General features: G+C 70.8%; 14 protein-coding genes. 8 read left to right on the forward strand and 6 right to left on the reverse strand.

The annotated features are described in order from the left end of the window. Positions 1 to 87 precede the first annotated feature (87 nt). Positions 88 to 564: a nuclear transport factor 2 family protein gene (locus OG194_RS44660; RefSeq protein ID WP_327406436.1), complete on the reverse strand. Its 477-nt coding sequence runs from the start codon at positions 562 to 564 to the stop codon at positions 88 to 90. Positions 565 to 736: 172 nt separating this feature from the next. Here OG194_RS44660 and OG194_RS44665 point away from each other — a divergent pair, with 172 nt between their 5' ends. From OG194_RS44665 to OG194_RS44685, 5 genes are all read left to right on the forward strand, one after another. Next, positions 737 to 1,216 (forward strand): RrF2 family transcriptional regulator, encoded by a 480-nt coding sequence (locus OG194_RS44665; RefSeq protein WP_327406437.1) that lies wholly within the window; start codon positions 737 to 739, stop codon positions 1,214 to 1,216. Positions 1,217 to 1,467: 251 nt separating this feature from the next. Beyond that, the gene (locus OG194_RS44670; protein ID WP_327406438.1) at positions 1,468 to 2,892 is read left to right on the forward strand and encodes a M1 family metallopeptidase; all 1,425 of its coding nucleotides are present in this window, start codon (positions 1,468 to 1,470) and stop codon (positions 2,890 to 2,892) included. A gap of 41 nt (positions 2,893 to 2,933) precedes the next feature. Then, positions 2,934 to 3,680 (forward strand): L,D-transpeptidase family protein, encoded by a 747-nt coding sequence (locus tag OG194_RS44675; RefSeq protein ID WP_327406439.1) that lies wholly within the window; start codon positions 2,934 to 2,936, stop codon positions 3,678 to 3,680. A gap of 18 nt (positions 3,681 to 3,698) precedes the next feature. Further along, positions 3,699 to 4,397 (forward strand): response regulator transcription factor, encoded by a 699-nt coding sequence (locus OG194_RS44680; protein WP_327406440.1) that lies wholly within the window; start codon positions 3,699 to 3,701, stop codon positions 4,395 to 4,397. Then, positions 4,394 to 6,220: a sensor histidine kinase gene (locus tag OG194_RS44685; RefSeq protein ID WP_327406441.1), complete on the forward strand. Its 1,827-nt coding sequence runs from the start codon at positions 4,394 to 4,396 to the stop codon at positions 6,218 to 6,220. Before OG194_RS44680 ends, OG194_RS44685 begins: the two co-directional genes overlap by 4 nt. Before the next feature lie 437 nt (positions 6,221 to 6,657). Here OG194_RS44685 and OG194_RS44690 read toward each other — a convergent pair whose 3' ends face one another. Beyond that, entirely contained in the window at positions 6,658 to 7,878 is a 1,221-nt protein-coding gene (locus OG194_RS44690; RefSeq protein WP_327406442.1) for a saccharopine dehydrogenase family protein, read from the reverse strand. A gap of 125 nt (positions 7,879 to 8,003) precedes the next feature. On the opposite strand from OG194_RS44690, the gene OG194_RS44695 reads away from it, so the two are divergent. Further along, positions 8,004 to 8,711, forward strand: a complete 708-nt coding sequence (locus OG194_RS44695) for a TetR/AcrR family transcriptional regulator (RefSeq protein WP_327406443.1) — start codon at positions 8,004 to 8,006, stop codon at positions 8,709 to 8,711. 401 nt (positions 8,712 to 9,112) lie between these two features. Here OG194_RS44695 and OG194_RS44700 read toward each other — a convergent pair whose 3' ends face one another. Further along, on the reverse strand, positions 9,113 to 10,015 hold the full coding sequence (locus OG194_RS44700; RefSeq protein ID WP_327407409.1) for a LysR family transcriptional regulator ArgP: 903 nt from the start codon (positions 10,013 to 10,015) through the stop codon (positions 9,113 to 9,115). Between the two features lie 68 nt (positions 10,016 to 10,083). Here OG194_RS44700 and OG194_RS44705 point away from each other — a divergent pair, with 68 nt between their 5' ends. Further along, on the forward strand, positions 10,084 to 10,698 hold the full coding sequence (locus OG194_RS44705; protein ID WP_327406444.1) for a LysE/ArgO family amino acid transporter: 615 nt from the start codon (positions 10,084 to 10,086) through the stop codon (positions 10,696 to 10,698). Between the two features lie 80 nt (positions 10,699 to 10,778). Continuing rightward, on the forward strand, positions 10,779 to 12,101 hold the full coding sequence (locus tag OG194_RS44710) for an MFS transporter (protein ID WP_327406445.1): 1,323 nt from the start codon (positions 10,779 to 10,781) through the stop codon (positions 12,099 to 12,101). A 2-nt stretch (positions 12,102 to 12,103) separates the two neighbouring features. Here OG194_RS44710 and OG194_RS44715 read toward each other — a convergent pair whose 3' ends face one another. From OG194_RS44715 to OG194_RS44725, 3 genes are all read right to left on the reverse strand, one after another. Further along, the gene (locus tag OG194_RS44715; protein ID WP_327406446.1) at positions 12,104 to 12,553 is read right to left on the reverse strand and encodes a cyclic nucleotide-binding domain-containing protein; all 450 of its coding nucleotides are present in this window, start codon (positions 12,551 to 12,553) and stop codon (positions 12,104 to 12,106) included. A 250-nt stretch (positions 12,554 to 12,803) separates the two neighbouring features. Then, positions 12,804 to 12,983 (reverse strand): hypothetical protein, encoded by a 180-nt coding sequence (locus OG194_RS44720; protein ID WP_327406447.1) that lies wholly within the window; start codon positions 12,981 to 12,983, stop codon positions 12,804 to 12,806. A 28-nt stretch (positions 12,984 to 13,011) separates the two neighbouring features. Continuing rightward, a complete protein-coding gene (locus OG194_RS44725) occupies positions 13,012 to 15,261 on the reverse strand; it encodes an FUSC family protein (protein WP_327406448.1) in 2,250 nt (749 codons plus the stop codon). Between the last annotated feature and the right edge of the window lie 32 nt (positions 15,262 to 15,293).

Raw genomic sequence — 15,293 nt, forward strand, 5'->3', positions numbered from 1 at the left:
ATCGAGTGCCGAGCCGCGGTGGTCGCTGAAGGGGTGCAGCCCGCCGTACGAGTGCCGGGGCGGGCTGCAAGGGGCCCCGTCGAGCGGTCAGTAGACGTACGGGATGTCGTGGATGACGTCCTGGTGCCGGATGCGCCACACGCCGTCGGTCCGGCGGAAGGCGAAGCGGTAGTACCCGGACTCGATGGGCTTGATGGTGCCCTGGGCGCCGAAGGTGCCCTCGGGCCAGCCGCCCTCGGGCTTCTTGATTCCGACGACGTCGAAGGTGATGAACTGGGTCTCGATGGCGGCCTCGTCGCCGTCGACGGACACCAGGTGGTCGTAGGTGGTGTGGTGGCTCCAGCCCAGCGGCGGGTGCGGTGCCATGGCCGTGGACATGGCCTCCGCGATCTGCGCTCCGCCGGAGAGCTTGCCCAGCAGCTCCGTCCCGTCGGGTCCGCGGTGGTAGTGGACCTCGACGACCGCGTCGGCCTCGTAGAGCTGTGCCAACGCCTCGCCGTCGCGCTGGTCCGCGGCCCGGGTGTAGCGGGAGACGATCTGCCTGATCTCGGTCTCGGTGCTCATGACGTTCTCCAGTTCACTTTCTCTCGGACGGGCGCCTTGGGCGGCCGCAATCTGCATGTGTGAAAAGTACATATCCTTCGACGGAAGTGCAACTGTAAGAGTTGCTAATATGGAGGCGTCGGGGCTCACCCGGACCGAGCGGCGGAAGAAGCGGAAGAAAAGGGGTACGACCATGCTGGACGTGCGGTTCTCCAGCGCGCTGAAGGCCATGCTCCTGCTGGGCCATGCCGAGGAGTCGGGCAGTCCCGTCCTCAGTTCGACCCAGCTCGCCAGGAGTCTGGACACGAACCCGAGCCTGGTGCGCAAGCTGATGGTGCCGTTGGTGCAGGACGGTCTCGTCGCGTCCATCAAGGGCCGCAGCGGAGGCGTCCGCCTCGGCCGGCCCGCGGACCGGATCACGCTGGAGGAGATCTACCGCTCGTCCATCGGTGACAAGCCGCTGTGGGCCCCCCGGCCGGAGGGGCCCCGGGAGTGCCTGGTCACCAACCACTCGGCCGAGTACTTCCTGAGGCTCACCGACGAGACCGAGGCGGCGGTCCTGCACGCCTTGGCGGGCCGCACCCTCGCCGACAGCCTGGACGAACTGCGCGCCATCGACCGGGCCGCCCCCACGCCCGCTCCGGAACCGCCGCTCCTCGCGCGCAGCCACTAGGCAGTGTCCGCAAAGTCCCTCCCCCACTGCCTTAAAGGCGTGGGAGGTGCCCCCAGCCCCGGCACGCCCTCTCGCCACACCGCACTCGGCGGCCAGCCACCCATCACCCGCGTCAACAACCCTGCGGGCCAATACACCTAGCCGCTCACCAAGTGCCGAACAAGTTTGCACTAACAAGAGGGATCGGGAGGGAGTCGGCGGCCTAGTCTCTGAGGCGGATGATCAACCCCCCTCACCCGCTAGGAGCGCATGTGACGCAACTCCGGCAGCAGTCCACAAGACGCACCGCTGTCCTCCGCCGCAGCGCAGTCGTGGCCACCGTCCCCGTCGCCCTCACCGCCCTGCTCGCGGCCGCCGCACCCGCGGGCGCCACCACGATCGGTTCGGCCGGCGCGGGAGACCCGTACTTCCCGCTCTCCGGCAACGGCGGCTACCACGTCGCCCACTACGACCTGACGCTCCGCTACGACCCGACGAGCCGCCGGCTCGACGGCAAGGCGGTCCTCACCGCCCGCGCCACCGAGAAGCTCACCCGCTTCGACCTCGACTTCAAGGGCCTCAAGGTCACCGGACTCACCGTCGACCGCGCCAAGGCGGACTTCCGCCGCGACGGGCAGGAACTCGTCGTCACCCCGCGCCGGGCCGTCCGCAAGGGGCAGCGGTTCCAGGTCACCGTCACCTACAACGGCGTCCCCCAGCAGGTCACCGACCCGGACGGCTCGGCCGACGGCTGGATCGCCACCGACGACGGCGCCTTCGTGGCCGGCGAGCCGCAGGGCGCGATGACGTGGTTCCCGGCGAACAGCCACCCCAAGGACAAGTCGTCGTACGACTTCACGATCACGGTCCCGCAGGGGCGTACCGCGGTCGCCAACGGTGTGCTCCTCGGGCAGAAGACCGCGCACGGGAAGACCACGTTCCGCTGGCACGCGCCGGAGCCGATGGCCGCCTACCTCGCCACCGCGACGGTCGGGAAGTTCAAGGTCGAGCAGTACACCACCCGCGACGGGGTCAAGGTGTACAACGCCGTCGACCCGCGTGAAGTCGCCGCCGCGGCGCCCGTGTTGAAGAAACTGCCCGCCGTCCTGGAGTGGGAGAGCAAGCTGTTCGGGCCGTACCCGTTCCGCTCGGCCGGGTCGATCGTCGACCACGCCCCGGACGTCGGGTACGCGCTGGAGACGCAGGGGCGGCCGATCTACGACTCGGCGCCGGACCTCAGCACCCTCGTGCACGAGAACGCCCACCAGTGGTTCGGCGACTCCGTGTCGCTGACCTCCTGGAAGGACATCTGGCTCAACGAGGGTTTCGCGACCTACGCGGAGTGGCTCTACAGCGAGCAGCACGGCGGCAAGACCGCCCAGCAGACCTTCGACGCGCTGTACGCCCGCAAGGCGACCGACGACCTGTGGTCGTTCCCGCCCGGCGACCCGGGCAGCGGCGCGAACATCTTCGGCACGCCGGTCTACGACCGCGGCGCCATGGCCCTGCACGAACTGCGCCTGGCCGTCGGCGACAAGACCTTCTTCGCGATCCTGCGGGCCTGGGCGGGCGCACACCGCCACGGCCACGGAACCACCGCGCAGTTCGTCAGCCTGGCGGAGCAAAAATCGGGCACAAGCCTCGATGCCCTCTTCCACACCTGGCTCTACACGAAAGGCAAGCCGACCCAGCCGTAGGAACTGACGAGTTCCTCACATGTGTCGGTCATCGTCGACTCATGATCACTCGTATTCCCTCGGTCGTACTCGTCGCCGCATCCGTTCTCCTCACGGGATGCGGCGGCGGTGCGCTGGCGGCGACGGACCACACGTCCGCCCCCACTCCCGCCTCCTCGTCCGCGCCCTCGCCCTCGTCGGAGGTGTCCGCCGAGGCGGCTCCCCGCCAACTCCCGGGCGTGGGGCCGAAGACGCTGGCCCGAATACCCGCGGCCACCGAACAGGTCGTCCTGGTGACCGGCCGGGGCGAGGACTCGCCCCTCTCCACCCTCGCCCTGTACGAGCGCACCGACGACGGCTGGGAGCGGACCGCCAGTTGGGCCGCGCACAACGCGCTCAAGGGCTGGTCCAGCCACCACATGGCCGGTGACCTGCGCTCGCCGATCGGTGTCTATTCGCTCACCGACGCCGGCGGACTGCTCAAGGACCCCGGCACCAAGCTGTCGTACGACCAGGGGAGGGGCTTCGTCTCGCCCGGCACCGGCTTCGAGGGCGAACCACTCGCCGGGTCCTTCGACTACGTGATCGCCATCAACTACAACCGGCAGCCCGGCACTTCACCCCTCGACTGGACCCGCCCCCTCGGCTCCTCGCGCGGCGGCGGCATCTGGATCCACGTCGACCACGGCGGCCCCACCCACGGCTGCGTCAGCATCGCCGAGGACCACATGAAGGAACTCCTGCGCACCCTGGACCCGGCACGGCACCCCGTCGTCGTCATGGGCGACGCCGCCGCACTCGACCACTGACGGCTTAGGATCCGCCACGTGTGCGCACATGTGCTGGTCGCCGAGGACGACGAGATGCAGGCCGAGCTGATACGACGCTCCCTGCTGACGGAAGGGCACACCGCGACCGTGGTCCACGACGGGGCCGCCGCCATCGCGGCGGCCCGGAAACTGAGACCCGACCTCGTGGTGCTCGACCTCATGCTGCCGGTGATCGACGGCTTCGGGGTGTGCAGGGTGCTGCGCGGCGAGGACGACATCCCCGTCCTGATGCTCACCGCCCGCTCCACCGAGGACGACGTACTGCTCGGCCTCGAACTCGGCGCCGACGACTACATGACCAAGCCCTACAGCCCGCGCGAGCTGATGGCCCGCATCCGCACGGTCCTGCGGCGCAGCGGCCGCACCACCGAGGAGCGCCAGGAGGAAACCGTCGTACGGGCCGCGGGACTGTCCGTCGACGCGGTACGGCACGAAGTGCGCTGCGACGGGGTGCCCGTCGACTGCACACCGGCCGAGTTCGAGATCCTCCTCGCCATGACCGCCGAACCCGAACGGGTCTTCTCCCGGCGGCAGTTGCTCCAGTACACCCGGGGCCTAGACCGGGCGTCCACGGAACGGGCCGTCGACGTCCACATCATGAACCTGCGCAAGAAGATCGAGGCCGACCCGCGACGGCCGGTCCGGCTGCTGACCGTGTTCGGCGTCGGCTACAAGCTGCGCGGCGGTCGCGCGTGAGGCCCCGGATACCGTTGCGCAAGCGGCTGTTGGTCCGGCTGCTCGTCGCCACCGTGCTGATCGCCCTCTGTTCCGTCGGGGCGACCGCCTGGCTCGCGGTGGAGACCACCACCCGGGCCATCCAGGAGGAACAGGGCCAGGACCTCGCGGACGACATGCGCATCCTCGCGCAGCTCAGCGGTTACGCGGCGACCCACCCCGAGTGGAAGGGCGTCGCGCCCACCGTCCGCGCCCTGTCGAAGAAGATGGGCCGCCGCATCGCCCTCACGACCACCGACCGCGTCCTCATCGCCGACTCCGCACCACACGGCACCTCCCTGCCGCCCCGGGCCGCCGCGAGCGTCGACCCCCTGCACACCGACACGTACACGGAACCCGGCGCACAGCTCAGCGGCCTCGACCCCCGGGTCGTCGGACCGTACCGGCTGACCGCGAAGGAGCGGGTCCGGCTGGCGAAGCTGGCCAAGGACCGTCAGGCGTGCTTCAAACAGAGCGGAATCGACACGACCATCACGATGACGCCGAGCGGCCGTCCCGTTCTCACCGACGCGGACGGCAACGACGCCAATGGTTCCGTGCCGGAGCCGTGCGCCGACGGGAGGCTCAACACCCCGACCACCACCGAGAGCAAGGCGTTGAAGAGCCTGATCGTGCGCGCCCAGCCCTGCCTGACGCAGGGAGGCGTGAGCTTCAAGGTCCCGTACTTCGGCGTCGACGTCTTCGACAAGAGCCTCGGCTCCCGCTACGTCACGGGCGAGTACACCAAGCTGGGCTCCGCGGCCGCCATCCGAACGGCGGAGGCCTGCACCGACAGCGCCCGCCGCGCCCAACTCGACCCCTACGTAGCGCCGGTGGCCGAACTCTTCCTGGGCGGCGGGGACACCACCGCACCCCGCTTCGCCGTCTCTCCGGCGAACAAGGCCAAGGTCGTCGGCGCGGCGGCGGCCGTACTGGCGCTCACGGTCCTGGTGACGGCGGTCGTCGCCACGAGACTCGTACGACCCCTGCGCGCGCTGACCGAAGCGGCCCAGCAGCCACCGGAGTTGCATGTCCGGGTACCGGTGAGGACGAGGGACGAGACCGGCATCCTGGCCGAGGCGTTCAACGACCTCACCGAACGCCGGGAACGCATGGAGGCCCAGCGCAAGGCCATGGTCAGCGACATCGCCCATGAACTGCGCAGCCCCCTCACCAACATCCGCGGCTGGCTGGAGGTCACCCGCGACGGCTTCGTCGAACCCGACCCGGCCCTGCTCGGCTCCCTGCACGAGGAGGCCATGGTCCTCCAGCGGGTCATCGACGACCTCCAGGACCTCGCCGCCGCCGACGCCGGCACCCTGCGCCTGCACCGCGAACCCGTGCGCGTCGAGGACCTCGTCGACCAGGTCGTCGCCGCGTACCGCGTCTCCGCGGACACGGCCGGGGTCGCCCTCACCGGCAAGACGGACAACTCCCTCTGGCTGGAGGCGGATCCGGTCCGCATGCGCCAGGTCCTAGGCAACCTCGTCTCCAACGCCCTGCGCCACACCCCGGCCGACGGCACCGTCACCGTGACCGCGTGGCGCGACGGCGACGACATCGTCCTGACCGTCGCCGACACCGGCGTCGGCATCGCGCCCGAGAGCCTCCCGCACGTCTTCGAACGCTTCTGGCGCGCCGACCAGTCCCGCAGCCGCCGCACCGGAGGCAGCGGCCTGGGCCTGTCCATCGTCCGCGACCTCGTCGCCGCCCACGACGGCACGGTCGAGGCGACGAGCGAACCCGGCGCGGGGTCCGTGTTCACGCTGCGCCTGCCCAACTCCTCGGCGCCGGAAGGGGATTAGCGGCTGCCCAACTCCGCGCCACTGCAAGGGGATTAGCGGCGGCTCGGCTCGTGTTCGCCGGGCTGGGGTTGGTGACGGTTCGGCTCGTGTTCGCCGGGCCGGGTTGGTGACGGCTGGACTCGCGTCCACTGGGCAGGTGTTGGTGACGGCTCGACTCGCCTCCACCGGGCGGAGATTGACGACGGCTCAACCCATGTCCACCAGAAGGGAATTGGCGCCCGTCCAGCTCCCTGCCACTGGAGGGGGGATTCACGACCGGCCAACTTCAGGCCCACTGGAGGGGGATTCGCGTCCGACCAACCCGCGTCCAGCGGAGGAGATTGGCTCCCGTCTGACTCCCGTCCAGTGGAGGGGGATTGGCGACGTCCAACTCCCAGTCACCCGGGGGCGATCGACGCCCCCTCTAACTCCCCGCCGCCCCCGGTGATCGAGCGCGATCACTGCTCCCGCAACCCCCACGGCGCCCCGTACGTCGTCAGCAGCTCCAGGAACGGCCCGGCCGGAAACGCCTCCGGACCCAGCACACCCGAGCCGCTCCACGCCCCCGTGGCCAGCAACTCCAGCGCGATCACCGGGTTGATCGCCGTCTGCCAGACCACGGCCTGGGAGCCGTACTCCGCCATCGACCACTGGTTGTCGACCACGTGGTACAGGTACACCTCGCGCGGCGCCCCGTCCTTCGTTCCGCGCACCCACGTGCCCGCACACGTCTTGCCGTGCATACGGTCGCCCAGCGTCGCCGGGTCGGGCAGGCAGGCGGCGACAACATCCCTCGGCGATACGGCAGTTGGACCCGCGGCACTCAGGACCGTGACCGGCTCGGTGCGGTCCAGGCCGAGCAGGTGCAGGGTCTTCAGGGTCTCGATGAACTCGTTGCCGAGCCCGTACTTGAAGGTGACCCGCTTCGCATCGACCCAGCGCGGGACCAGCAGCACCTCCTCGTGCTCCACGTTCACGCACTCCACCGGCCCGATGCCCTCGGGGAAGTCGAACACCTCGGGCTCACTGAACGGTTCGGTCGTGAACCAGCCCCGGTCCGCCTCGTAGACCACCGGCGGGTTCAGGCACTCCTCGATCGTCGTCCAGATACTGAAGGAGGGGGCGAAGTCGTAGCCGTCGACGGTGAGGTTCGCCCCGTCGCGGATGCCGATCTCCTCGATCTCGTCGAAGAGTTCGTCGGCCGCGTACCGCGCGAACACGTCCGAGAGCCCCGGCTCCACACCCATCCCGACGAGCGCCAGCGCACCCGCCTTCTCCCAGTCGCCCGCGTCGGCGAACTGCGCGTCCCCGAGCTTGACCCCGCACTCCTCGTACGGCCGCTCGGGATGCGGCCGGGACAACGACATGGCCATATCAAGGTAGTTGGCCCCGGCGGCACGCGCCGCACGGAACAGGGGCAGGACGAAACGCGGGTCGGTCGCGTTGAGCAGCACATCGCACTCGTGCGCACGCAGCGCCGCTACGACCGCTTCCTCGTCGCTCGCGTCCAGCCGCTGGGCACGGAACCGGGCGCCGTCCGCCCCGAGCGCGGCGACCGCGGCCTCCGCCCGGGACAGGTCGTAGTCGGCGACCACCATCGCGTCGAAGAACGGACGCCGGGCCGCGATCCGGGTGACCGCGGTCCCCACACCACCGGCTCCCACGAGCAGTACACGCATGACAAGAACTCCTTCACTGCCGAACCACGAACGTCAGCGGGCCCTGACCGAGATACAACGCCGGTCACGCGGATAAGGTCAATGGCGTTGGCATAAGGAGCACGAGAGAGCACAGGGAGGCCGTGATGCCGAAACCGGTGGTGTCGGAGGAGAAGCGGCGACGGCGCCGCCCCACCAAGAGCGGCACGGTCCTGTCCGAGCAGTTGATCGTCGACACGGCCCTGCGCATGCTGCGCGAACACGGCAGCGCGGGCCTCACCGCCCGCCGCCTGGGTTTGGCCTTGGACGCCGACCCCAGCACGCTCTACCGCTACTTCCGAGGCATGGACGAACTGACCCTGGCCATCGGCGACGCCCTGGTCGGGCGGGCACTCCGGGGCTGGGAACCGACGGGGGAGTGGCGGGCCGACCTGCGCGCGATCGGCCTGCGCATCCACGCCGCGTACGTCGCCCACCCACAGGCCGCCCAACTGACGACGAGCCGAGTCACCGGCCGCCCCAACGAACTGGCCGCCGACGAGGCCGTGTTGGAGGTCCTGCGCACGGCCGGCTTCCCTCTGCCGGACACCGTGCGGATCTACCACGCGTTCATCGACCAGACCCTGGCCTTCGCCGCGTTGGACGCCGCGTCCCTGGCCCTCCCGACCGCGGCCCTCCACGCCGACGAGGCCATGTGGCGCTCGACCTACGCCCGCCTGCCCCGCACCACCCACCCCCGCATCGCCGAGGCGGCCCCGCTGCTGGCGGCCCGCATGGTCGACAGCGCGTATCCGACGGCCCTGGAGATGCTCCTGGACAGCGCAGCCGCCCAACTGAAGCCCACGCGTCCCTGAGCAGCCCGAGCGAAATCCATTGCGATGCGGGAGCGCCCTATAGGGGTGCGGGGCTGTGTCGATATGCGGCTCCGCCGCGCGGGCGCGACCAGCGACGACGGCGCCGCACCGGGCCGCGCGTCCCCTGACCAGCCGCCACGAGGTCTGTCGCGATGCGGGAGCGCCCTATAGGGGTGCGGGGCTGTGTCGATATGTGCCTCCGCCGCGTGGGCGCGACCAGCGACGACGGCGCCACCGGACCGCGCGTCCGCTGAGCAGCCCGCACGAGGTCCTCCGCGATGCGGGAGCGCCTCATAGGGGCGCGGGGAACTGCGCGACCAGCCACGACGGCGCCGCACCAGAACAACAGCACACAGACCCCCCCGCGGCGGAGCCGCACATCGACACGACCGATGGCCCGCTCAGCCCCGCAACGCCCCCTCCGCCGCCCCCACGACCGCCCCGGCCACCCCCGCCAACGCAGGCGAGTCCAACTTCCACTGCTGCCAGTACAGCGGAACATCGACCGACCGCGACGGCGCGAAGTTCACCAGCCGCCCGGCACCCAGCAGCGGAGCGGCCTGCATCTCCGGCACCATGCCCCACCCCAGCCCCGCGGCGACGGCCTCGACGAACCCCTCCGAGGTCGGCACGAGATGCCGTACCGCACTCGCACCGCCCTGCCCCCGCCGCAGCCGCCGTACGAAGGAGTCCTGGAAGTCGTCCCGCCGGTCGAAGGTGATCACCGGTGCCTCGGCCAGCGCGTCCCGCAGCGGACCGGCGCCCAGATATGTCTCCCTGAACTCCGGGCTCGCCACCGGCAGATAGCGCATCCGCCCCAACGCCCGCACCGAGCAGCCCGGCACCGCGTCCGGCGACGACGTAACCGCCGCCATCACCAGGCCCTCGCGGAGCAGCGCCGCCGTATGGTCCTCGTCCTCGCGACGCAGCTCGAAGCAGACGCGGAGTTCGCGCGGGACGCGGGTGAGGGCGGGCAGGAACCAGGTGGCCAGGGAGTCGGCGTTCACGGCGACCGACACCCGGGTCGGCTCACCGGCGTCGCTCATGCCCAGCTCGGCGCGCGCGTCCCGTTCCAGGCGGGCCAGTTGGCGGGCGAAGCGCACGACCACCTCGCCGGACTCGGTCGTCCGGACCGGTTTGGTGCGGAGCAGGAGGACCCTGCCCGTGCGCTGTTCCAGGGCCTTCACGCGCTGGCTCACCGCCGAGGGCGTCACATGCAGCGCGGAGGCCGCCGCGTCGAACGTGCCCTCGTCCACCACCGCGAGCAGCGTCCGTACCTGGTCGAGGGGAAGCTCCGAAACCATCACGAGCGCTAATGTTACGTAAGAATCTTTAGCTGTACTCCAGCAGCTGGTATCCCTAGCGTCGAGGCGTGACCAACGCTCTCTCCGCGGCGGCCGCCGGCTTCGGCACGGGCCTCTCGCTCATCGTCGCCATCGGCGCCCAGAACGCCTTCGTCCTGCGCCAGGGCATCCGCCGTGACGCCGTCCTCGCCGTGGTCGGCATCTGCGCCCTCTCGGACGCGGTCCTCATCGCCCTGGGCGTCGGCGGGGTCGGCGCGGTCGTGGTCGCCTGGCCGGGCGCGCTGACGGCGGTCGGCCTCATCGGCGGCGCCTTCCTGCTCTGCTACGGCGTCCTCGCCGCCCGCCGGGTCTTCCGCCCCGCCGCCGCCCTGCACGCCGAGGGCGAGTCGACCGGCTCGCGCCGCCGGGCCGTCCTCACCTGTCTGGCGATGACCTGGCTCAACCCGCACGTCTACCTGGACACCGTGTTCCTGCTCGGCTCCATCGCCGCCGCCCGCGGCCCGCTGCGCTGGACCTTCGGACTCGGCGCCGTCTGCGCCAGCCTGTGCTGGTTCACCGCGCTCGGCTTCGGCGCCCGCCTGCTCAGCCGCTTCCTCGCCAAGCCCTCCGCCTGGCGGGTGCTGGACGGCCTGGTCGCCGCGACGATGATCGGTCTCGGCGCAACGCTGGTGGCCGGAGCGTGAGATGGCGGATTCGGCAGCCACAGCCGGTGCTGCGATAGTGAACCCTGGTCGATTAGATGTAGCGAGCAACCAGGAAGCCAGTGGACACGAGCGAGAGCACCGACAGCGGCACGGAACCCGAGTCTCAGAAAGAGTCGCAGAAGGACCGGGAACCGGCGACGGGCCCCCGGCGCGGCTGGCGCCGCTGGGCGATGGACACCCGCCCCCTGCAGATCCCCGCCTACCGCCGCCTGTGGTCCTCGACCATCGTCACGGCCGTCGGCAGCCAGCTCACCGCCGTCGCCGTACCCAAGCAGATCTACGACATCACCGGCTCCTCCGCCTGGGTCGGCGCCGCCAGCATGGCCGGCCTGGTGCCGCTCATCGTGTTCGCGCTGTGGGGCGGCTCGCTCGCCGACAGCATGGACCGCCGCAAACTGCTGCTGATCACCAACAGCGGCATAGCCGTGACCTCGGTGCTGTTCTGGGTCCAGGCCGCCATCGGGCTCAACTCGGTGACCGCGCTGATGGTGCTGCTCGCCATGCAGCAGGCCTTCTGGGGTCTCAACGCGCCCGCCCGCAACGCCTCCATCGCCCGCCTGGTCCCCGCCGAGCAGCTGCCCGCGGCCAACGCCCTCGGCTCGACCGTCATGCAGACAGGGCAGGTCCTCGGACCGCTCCTCGCGGGCGCCCTCATCCCGGTCATCGGCCTGCCCGAGCTGTATCTCATCGACGCGCTGGCCCTGTGCGTCACGCTCTGGGCGGTCGTCAAGCTGCCCTCGCTGCCACCCCTGGAGTCCGCGACCCCGCGCCGCGCGGGCTGGCGGGAGATCGTCGCGGGCTTCCGCTACATCTCGCTGCACAAGGTGCTGCTGCTCTCCTTCCTCGCCGACATCATCGCGATGGTCTTCGGCATGCCCCGCGCCCTGTTCCCACAGCTCGCCGCCCAGACCTACGCGCCCTACGGCGAGGGTCTCGCCCTCGGCATGCTGTTCGCGGCGATCCCGATCGGGGCGGTGGTCGGCGGACTGTTCTCCGGCACGTTCTCGCGGGCGCGGCGGCACGGCTGGATGGTGATCGGCGCGGTCGTCGCCTGGGGCGCGGCCATCACCGGCTTCGGGCTGAGCAGCAATCTGTGGATCGGCGTGGTCTTCCTGGCCGCGGCAGGGGTCGCCGACATGGTCTCCATGGTGTTCCGCGGGGCGATCCTGCTGTCCGCCGCCACCGACGAGATGCGCGGCCGTATGCAGGGCGTCTTCACCGTCGTGGTGGCCGGTGGCCCGCGCCTCGCCGACGTGCTGCACGGCACGGCCGGTTCGGCCCTCGGCCCGCGTACGGCGGTCGCCGGCGGCGGCATCCTGGTCATCGTCATCATGCTGGCGCTGGCCGCCGCCGTCCCGGCGCTGCGCCGCTACCGCATCTGACCTCAGACCGGCCGATGGATCGCGTAGTGCTCCATCAGCTTGCTCCGGGTCATCGCCAGCCGGTGCGCGAGGATCTCCGCGACGATGCGGACCAGGGAGAGCCCGAGCAGCGGATCCTCCACGCTCAGCGCGAGGACGGCCGCCGCGTCGAACTCGTAAGCCCGCACGGCGCTGAACGCCTCCGCGCCGAAGTCCCACTCGTACGGCGGGAACAGCCACGACCAGCCGAGCAGGTCGCCCGCGCCGAGCGTGGCCACGGTGACCCGCTGCTGCGCGGTGACCCGCTGGTCGAGCGAGACGGCACCGGAGCGGACGACCCAGAAGCGGTCGGCCGTGCCGCCCGCCTCGAAGATCCTGGAGTCCTCGGCGAACGAGACCTCCTGCGCGACCTCCATCAGCCGTTCGCGCTGGGCCTGGGGCAGGGCGGTCAGCAGTTTTATCGCTTTGGTCATGGCACAGGGCTCCTCGCCGGCAGCGGATCCGGAATTCTCCCTACGCCCATTTCAGCCTCTGCCGACGTCCTGGGCACCTCGGGGGACGGAATCGGGCATGAAAAAGCCCTGGCTGGACGGGGGAGACCAGCCAGGGCCGTTAAGCGGTGGCGCCGGAGGACGGTTCGGTCGACTCCGGGACCACGTATGAATGAACCGTAAACCATCCACGGGCATTTCGTACCCACTTCAACCGGTCGCGTGACCGGTTTCACTTCGTCGCATGCCGACCGGGGGCCACGATCTCGTCCAGCACCCGCAGCACGACCTCGTAGGCCACTTCCCTTACGGCGTCGCCCTGTTGAGACCACGTCTGTACCTCCTGGGCGGCGAAGGCCCGGGCCCGCCGGATGCGCCGCAACAGTTCGTCCGAGTCCACGACATCAGTCATGGCCGTCGCCTACCCAGGCGCGCGGAGTTCACTTCACCGGCGCCGCGATCGGCACGTCGAGCGGCCGGGCCAGGCCGGTCACGGCCTCGTCGAGACGTTGCAGATGCCGCAGCACACGGTCCGTGACGCGCCCGTAGCGCGGTGTCCCCGGTGTCCCGGGCCGCAGCAGGGACGCGATGCTCGGCCCGGTCTCGATCTCGCCGACGGCGTCCCCGTCGGAGACATGGGCGCCGATCACCCCGATGTTGTGCACGATCCGGCGCCCCGCCTCACGCAGCCGGGGATCGGCCGCTATCGACGGATGCGTGGGCAGCAGTTCGGCGGTCGCCGCCAGATACCGCGCGTGATACGCGCAGGTCTCCAGGAGCGCGACGACGTACCGCGCCGTGTCCCGCCGCGCCCGCAACGGCGTGATCGGGTGCGTCAACGGCTGCGTGGACGCGCTCAGATCGGCCAGCGCCTGGTCCAAGTCCCGTGCCTTGTCGAGCAGTTCGGCCGGGGCCCCGCCGCTGAGCTGGTCGACGGCGGCCTCGGTGACATCCGTGAGCCGCTCCAGCACGGTGCCGAGCAGCTCGTTCGTACGGCGGTCCGTGTGCACCGGCAGCACCAGCGCCGCCGCGACCACCCCGCAGGCCGCGCCGAGCGCCGTCTCCTCGATCCGCAGCAGCAGCACCGACGCGCTGTAGGTGTGCAGCAGCGTGTAGAGCAGGCCCAGCATCGCGGTGACGAAGAAGGACATCAGGGTGTACGACAGCGGTGCCGTGTAGAACATCGCGAAGATGAACAGCAGCACCAGCGCGAACGCCGTCCAGGTGTGATGCCCGACCAGGCCCGCGAGACCGATACCGGCCACGACACCCAGGACCGTGCCCAGCAGCCGCCGGTAGCCCTTGACGAGGATCTCGCCCGTGGACGAGGTGTTGATGAACACGATCCAGCAGGTCAGCACCGCCCAGTACCAGCGCTGACTGGACAGGAACTCGCCGCCGATGATGGCCAGCGAGGATCCGACCGCGACCTGAACGGCCGCCCGCGTCGTCGGCCGCCGTAGCCCCGTGCGCTCCGCGTCCTCCTGCTCGGCCTCCTCGCTGCCCGCGATGGCGACGTCCTCCGCGTCCAGCTCCTCGCGGGAGCGGGTCGTCGCGGGCGTGTCCTCCGACTCGTCCTGCGGCCCGTCCACGGCGATCCGCAGCCCCAGCACCGCACGCCCGGCCTCACCGATGCCCCGGAACACGTCCTGCACGGCGTCCGAGGCGGGCGGCAGGTTCTCCTCCTCGCGATAGCCCAGCAGCCGGTTGCGCACATGCGCCAGCCCGGTGCCCGAGTCCGTCCCCGCCGGCCGCAGGACCAGCAGACGCAGCGCCTCCAGATCGCGGCGCAGCGTGTCGGTCACCTCGTCCTGCCGGGGCAGCGGATCACCGGCGGGCACGGGCGCGCCCGGCAGATGCAGGGTCAGCGTGTGGCCCCGCTCGGCGCTCCGGGCGGTGAGCAGCAGGAGACCGAGCCGTTCGGCGGCCACCTCGGCGTCCGCGATACGGCGCTGCACGAGCCGCGCCACCGTCTCGTCGGCGGTCCCGTCCTCCAGCCGCCCCTGGATCAGCAGCGCCGTCTCGTGCAGGCGCGCGGTGCCCTCCCGTACGTCGGTGAGGGCCTTCTCCATGTCGTCGGGACCGGCGTCGAGCAACGCGAGCTGCGCGGTGACGAGTTGGGCGAACCGCGCCCGGAACGCCCGCCGCAGCCGGTCAAGCGTCCCGGTGGGCGTCTCCGGCACCAGCGCGAACCGCACCAGCGCACTGCACGCGAAGGCGACGCCGAGCACGCCGTAGAGCCGCGGCAGTGCGGAGACGGTCGCGCCGACGAACAGGGACAGGAAGTAGATCTGGAAGCCGATCAGACCGAGGGCCGTGCCGCGGTCGCCGAACCGGCGGCTGTAGACCGCGCCGAAGATCAGCAGGACGAAGAAGACGTCACCGGCGATGACCCGCGAGTTCAGCAGCGCGCTCAGCGACACCGAGGCCAGCGCCACCGGCAGCCCCAGCGCGAGCGTCACCGCCTGCTGGGTGCGCTGCTTCTCGCGGATGGCGAACGTGGAGACCATCGCCGCCATCGCCCCGGCGACCAGATGCGGTACCGAGGCCCGCACCAGGGAGAGCACGGTCAGCGTGAGGGCGATCGAGGCCACCGTCCGCAGCCCGGCCGTCAGCCGCAGCAGTCCGGGATCGGACGCCGCGACGCGATACCGCACCCGTGCCCACGCCGCCCGTCCCACTGCCCTCACGCCGCCGTACTCTCCCCAGGTTCACATCAAGA

This window comes from Streptomyces sp. NBC_01288, from assembly GCF_035982055.1.
In the GTDB taxonomy this organism is placed as follows: domain Bacteria; phylum Actinomycetota; class Actinomycetes; order Streptomycetales; family Streptomycetaceae; genus Streptomyces.

Bases quoted from the DNA above. Each gene is read 5' to 3' on its own strand.
- OG194_RS44695 (WP_327406443.1), top strand. From the start codon at position 8,004: ATGCCGAAACCGGTGGTGTCGGAGGAGAAGCGGCGACGGCGCCGCCCC.
- OG194_RS44700 (WP_327407409.1), bottom strand. From the start codon at position 10,015: ATGGTTTCGGAGCTTCCCCTCGACCAGGTACGGACGCTGCTCGCGGTG.
- OG194_RS44665 (WP_327406437.1), top strand. From the start codon at position 737: ATGCTGGACGTGCGGTTCTCCAGCGCGCTGAAGGCCATGCTCCTGCTG.
- OG194_RS44675 (WP_327406439.1), top strand. From the start codon at position 2,934: ATGATCACTCGTATTCCCTCGGTCGTACTCGTCGCCGCATCCGTTCTC.
- OG194_RS44660 (WP_327406436.1), bottom strand. From the start codon at position 564: ATGAGCACCGAGACCGAGATCAGGCAGATCGTCTCCCGCTACACCCGG.
- OG194_RS44715 (WP_327406446.1), bottom strand. From the start codon at position 12,553: ATGACCAAAGCGATAAAACTGCTGACCGCCCTGCCCCAGGCCCAGCGC.
- OG194_RS44720 (WP_327406447.1), bottom strand. From the start codon at position 12,983: ATGACTGATGTCGTGGACTCGGACGAACTGTTGCGGCGCATCCGGCGG.
- OG194_RS44690 (WP_327406442.1), bottom strand. From the start codon at position 7,878: ATGCGTGTACTGCTCGTGGGAGCCGGTGGTGTGGGGACCGCGGTCACC.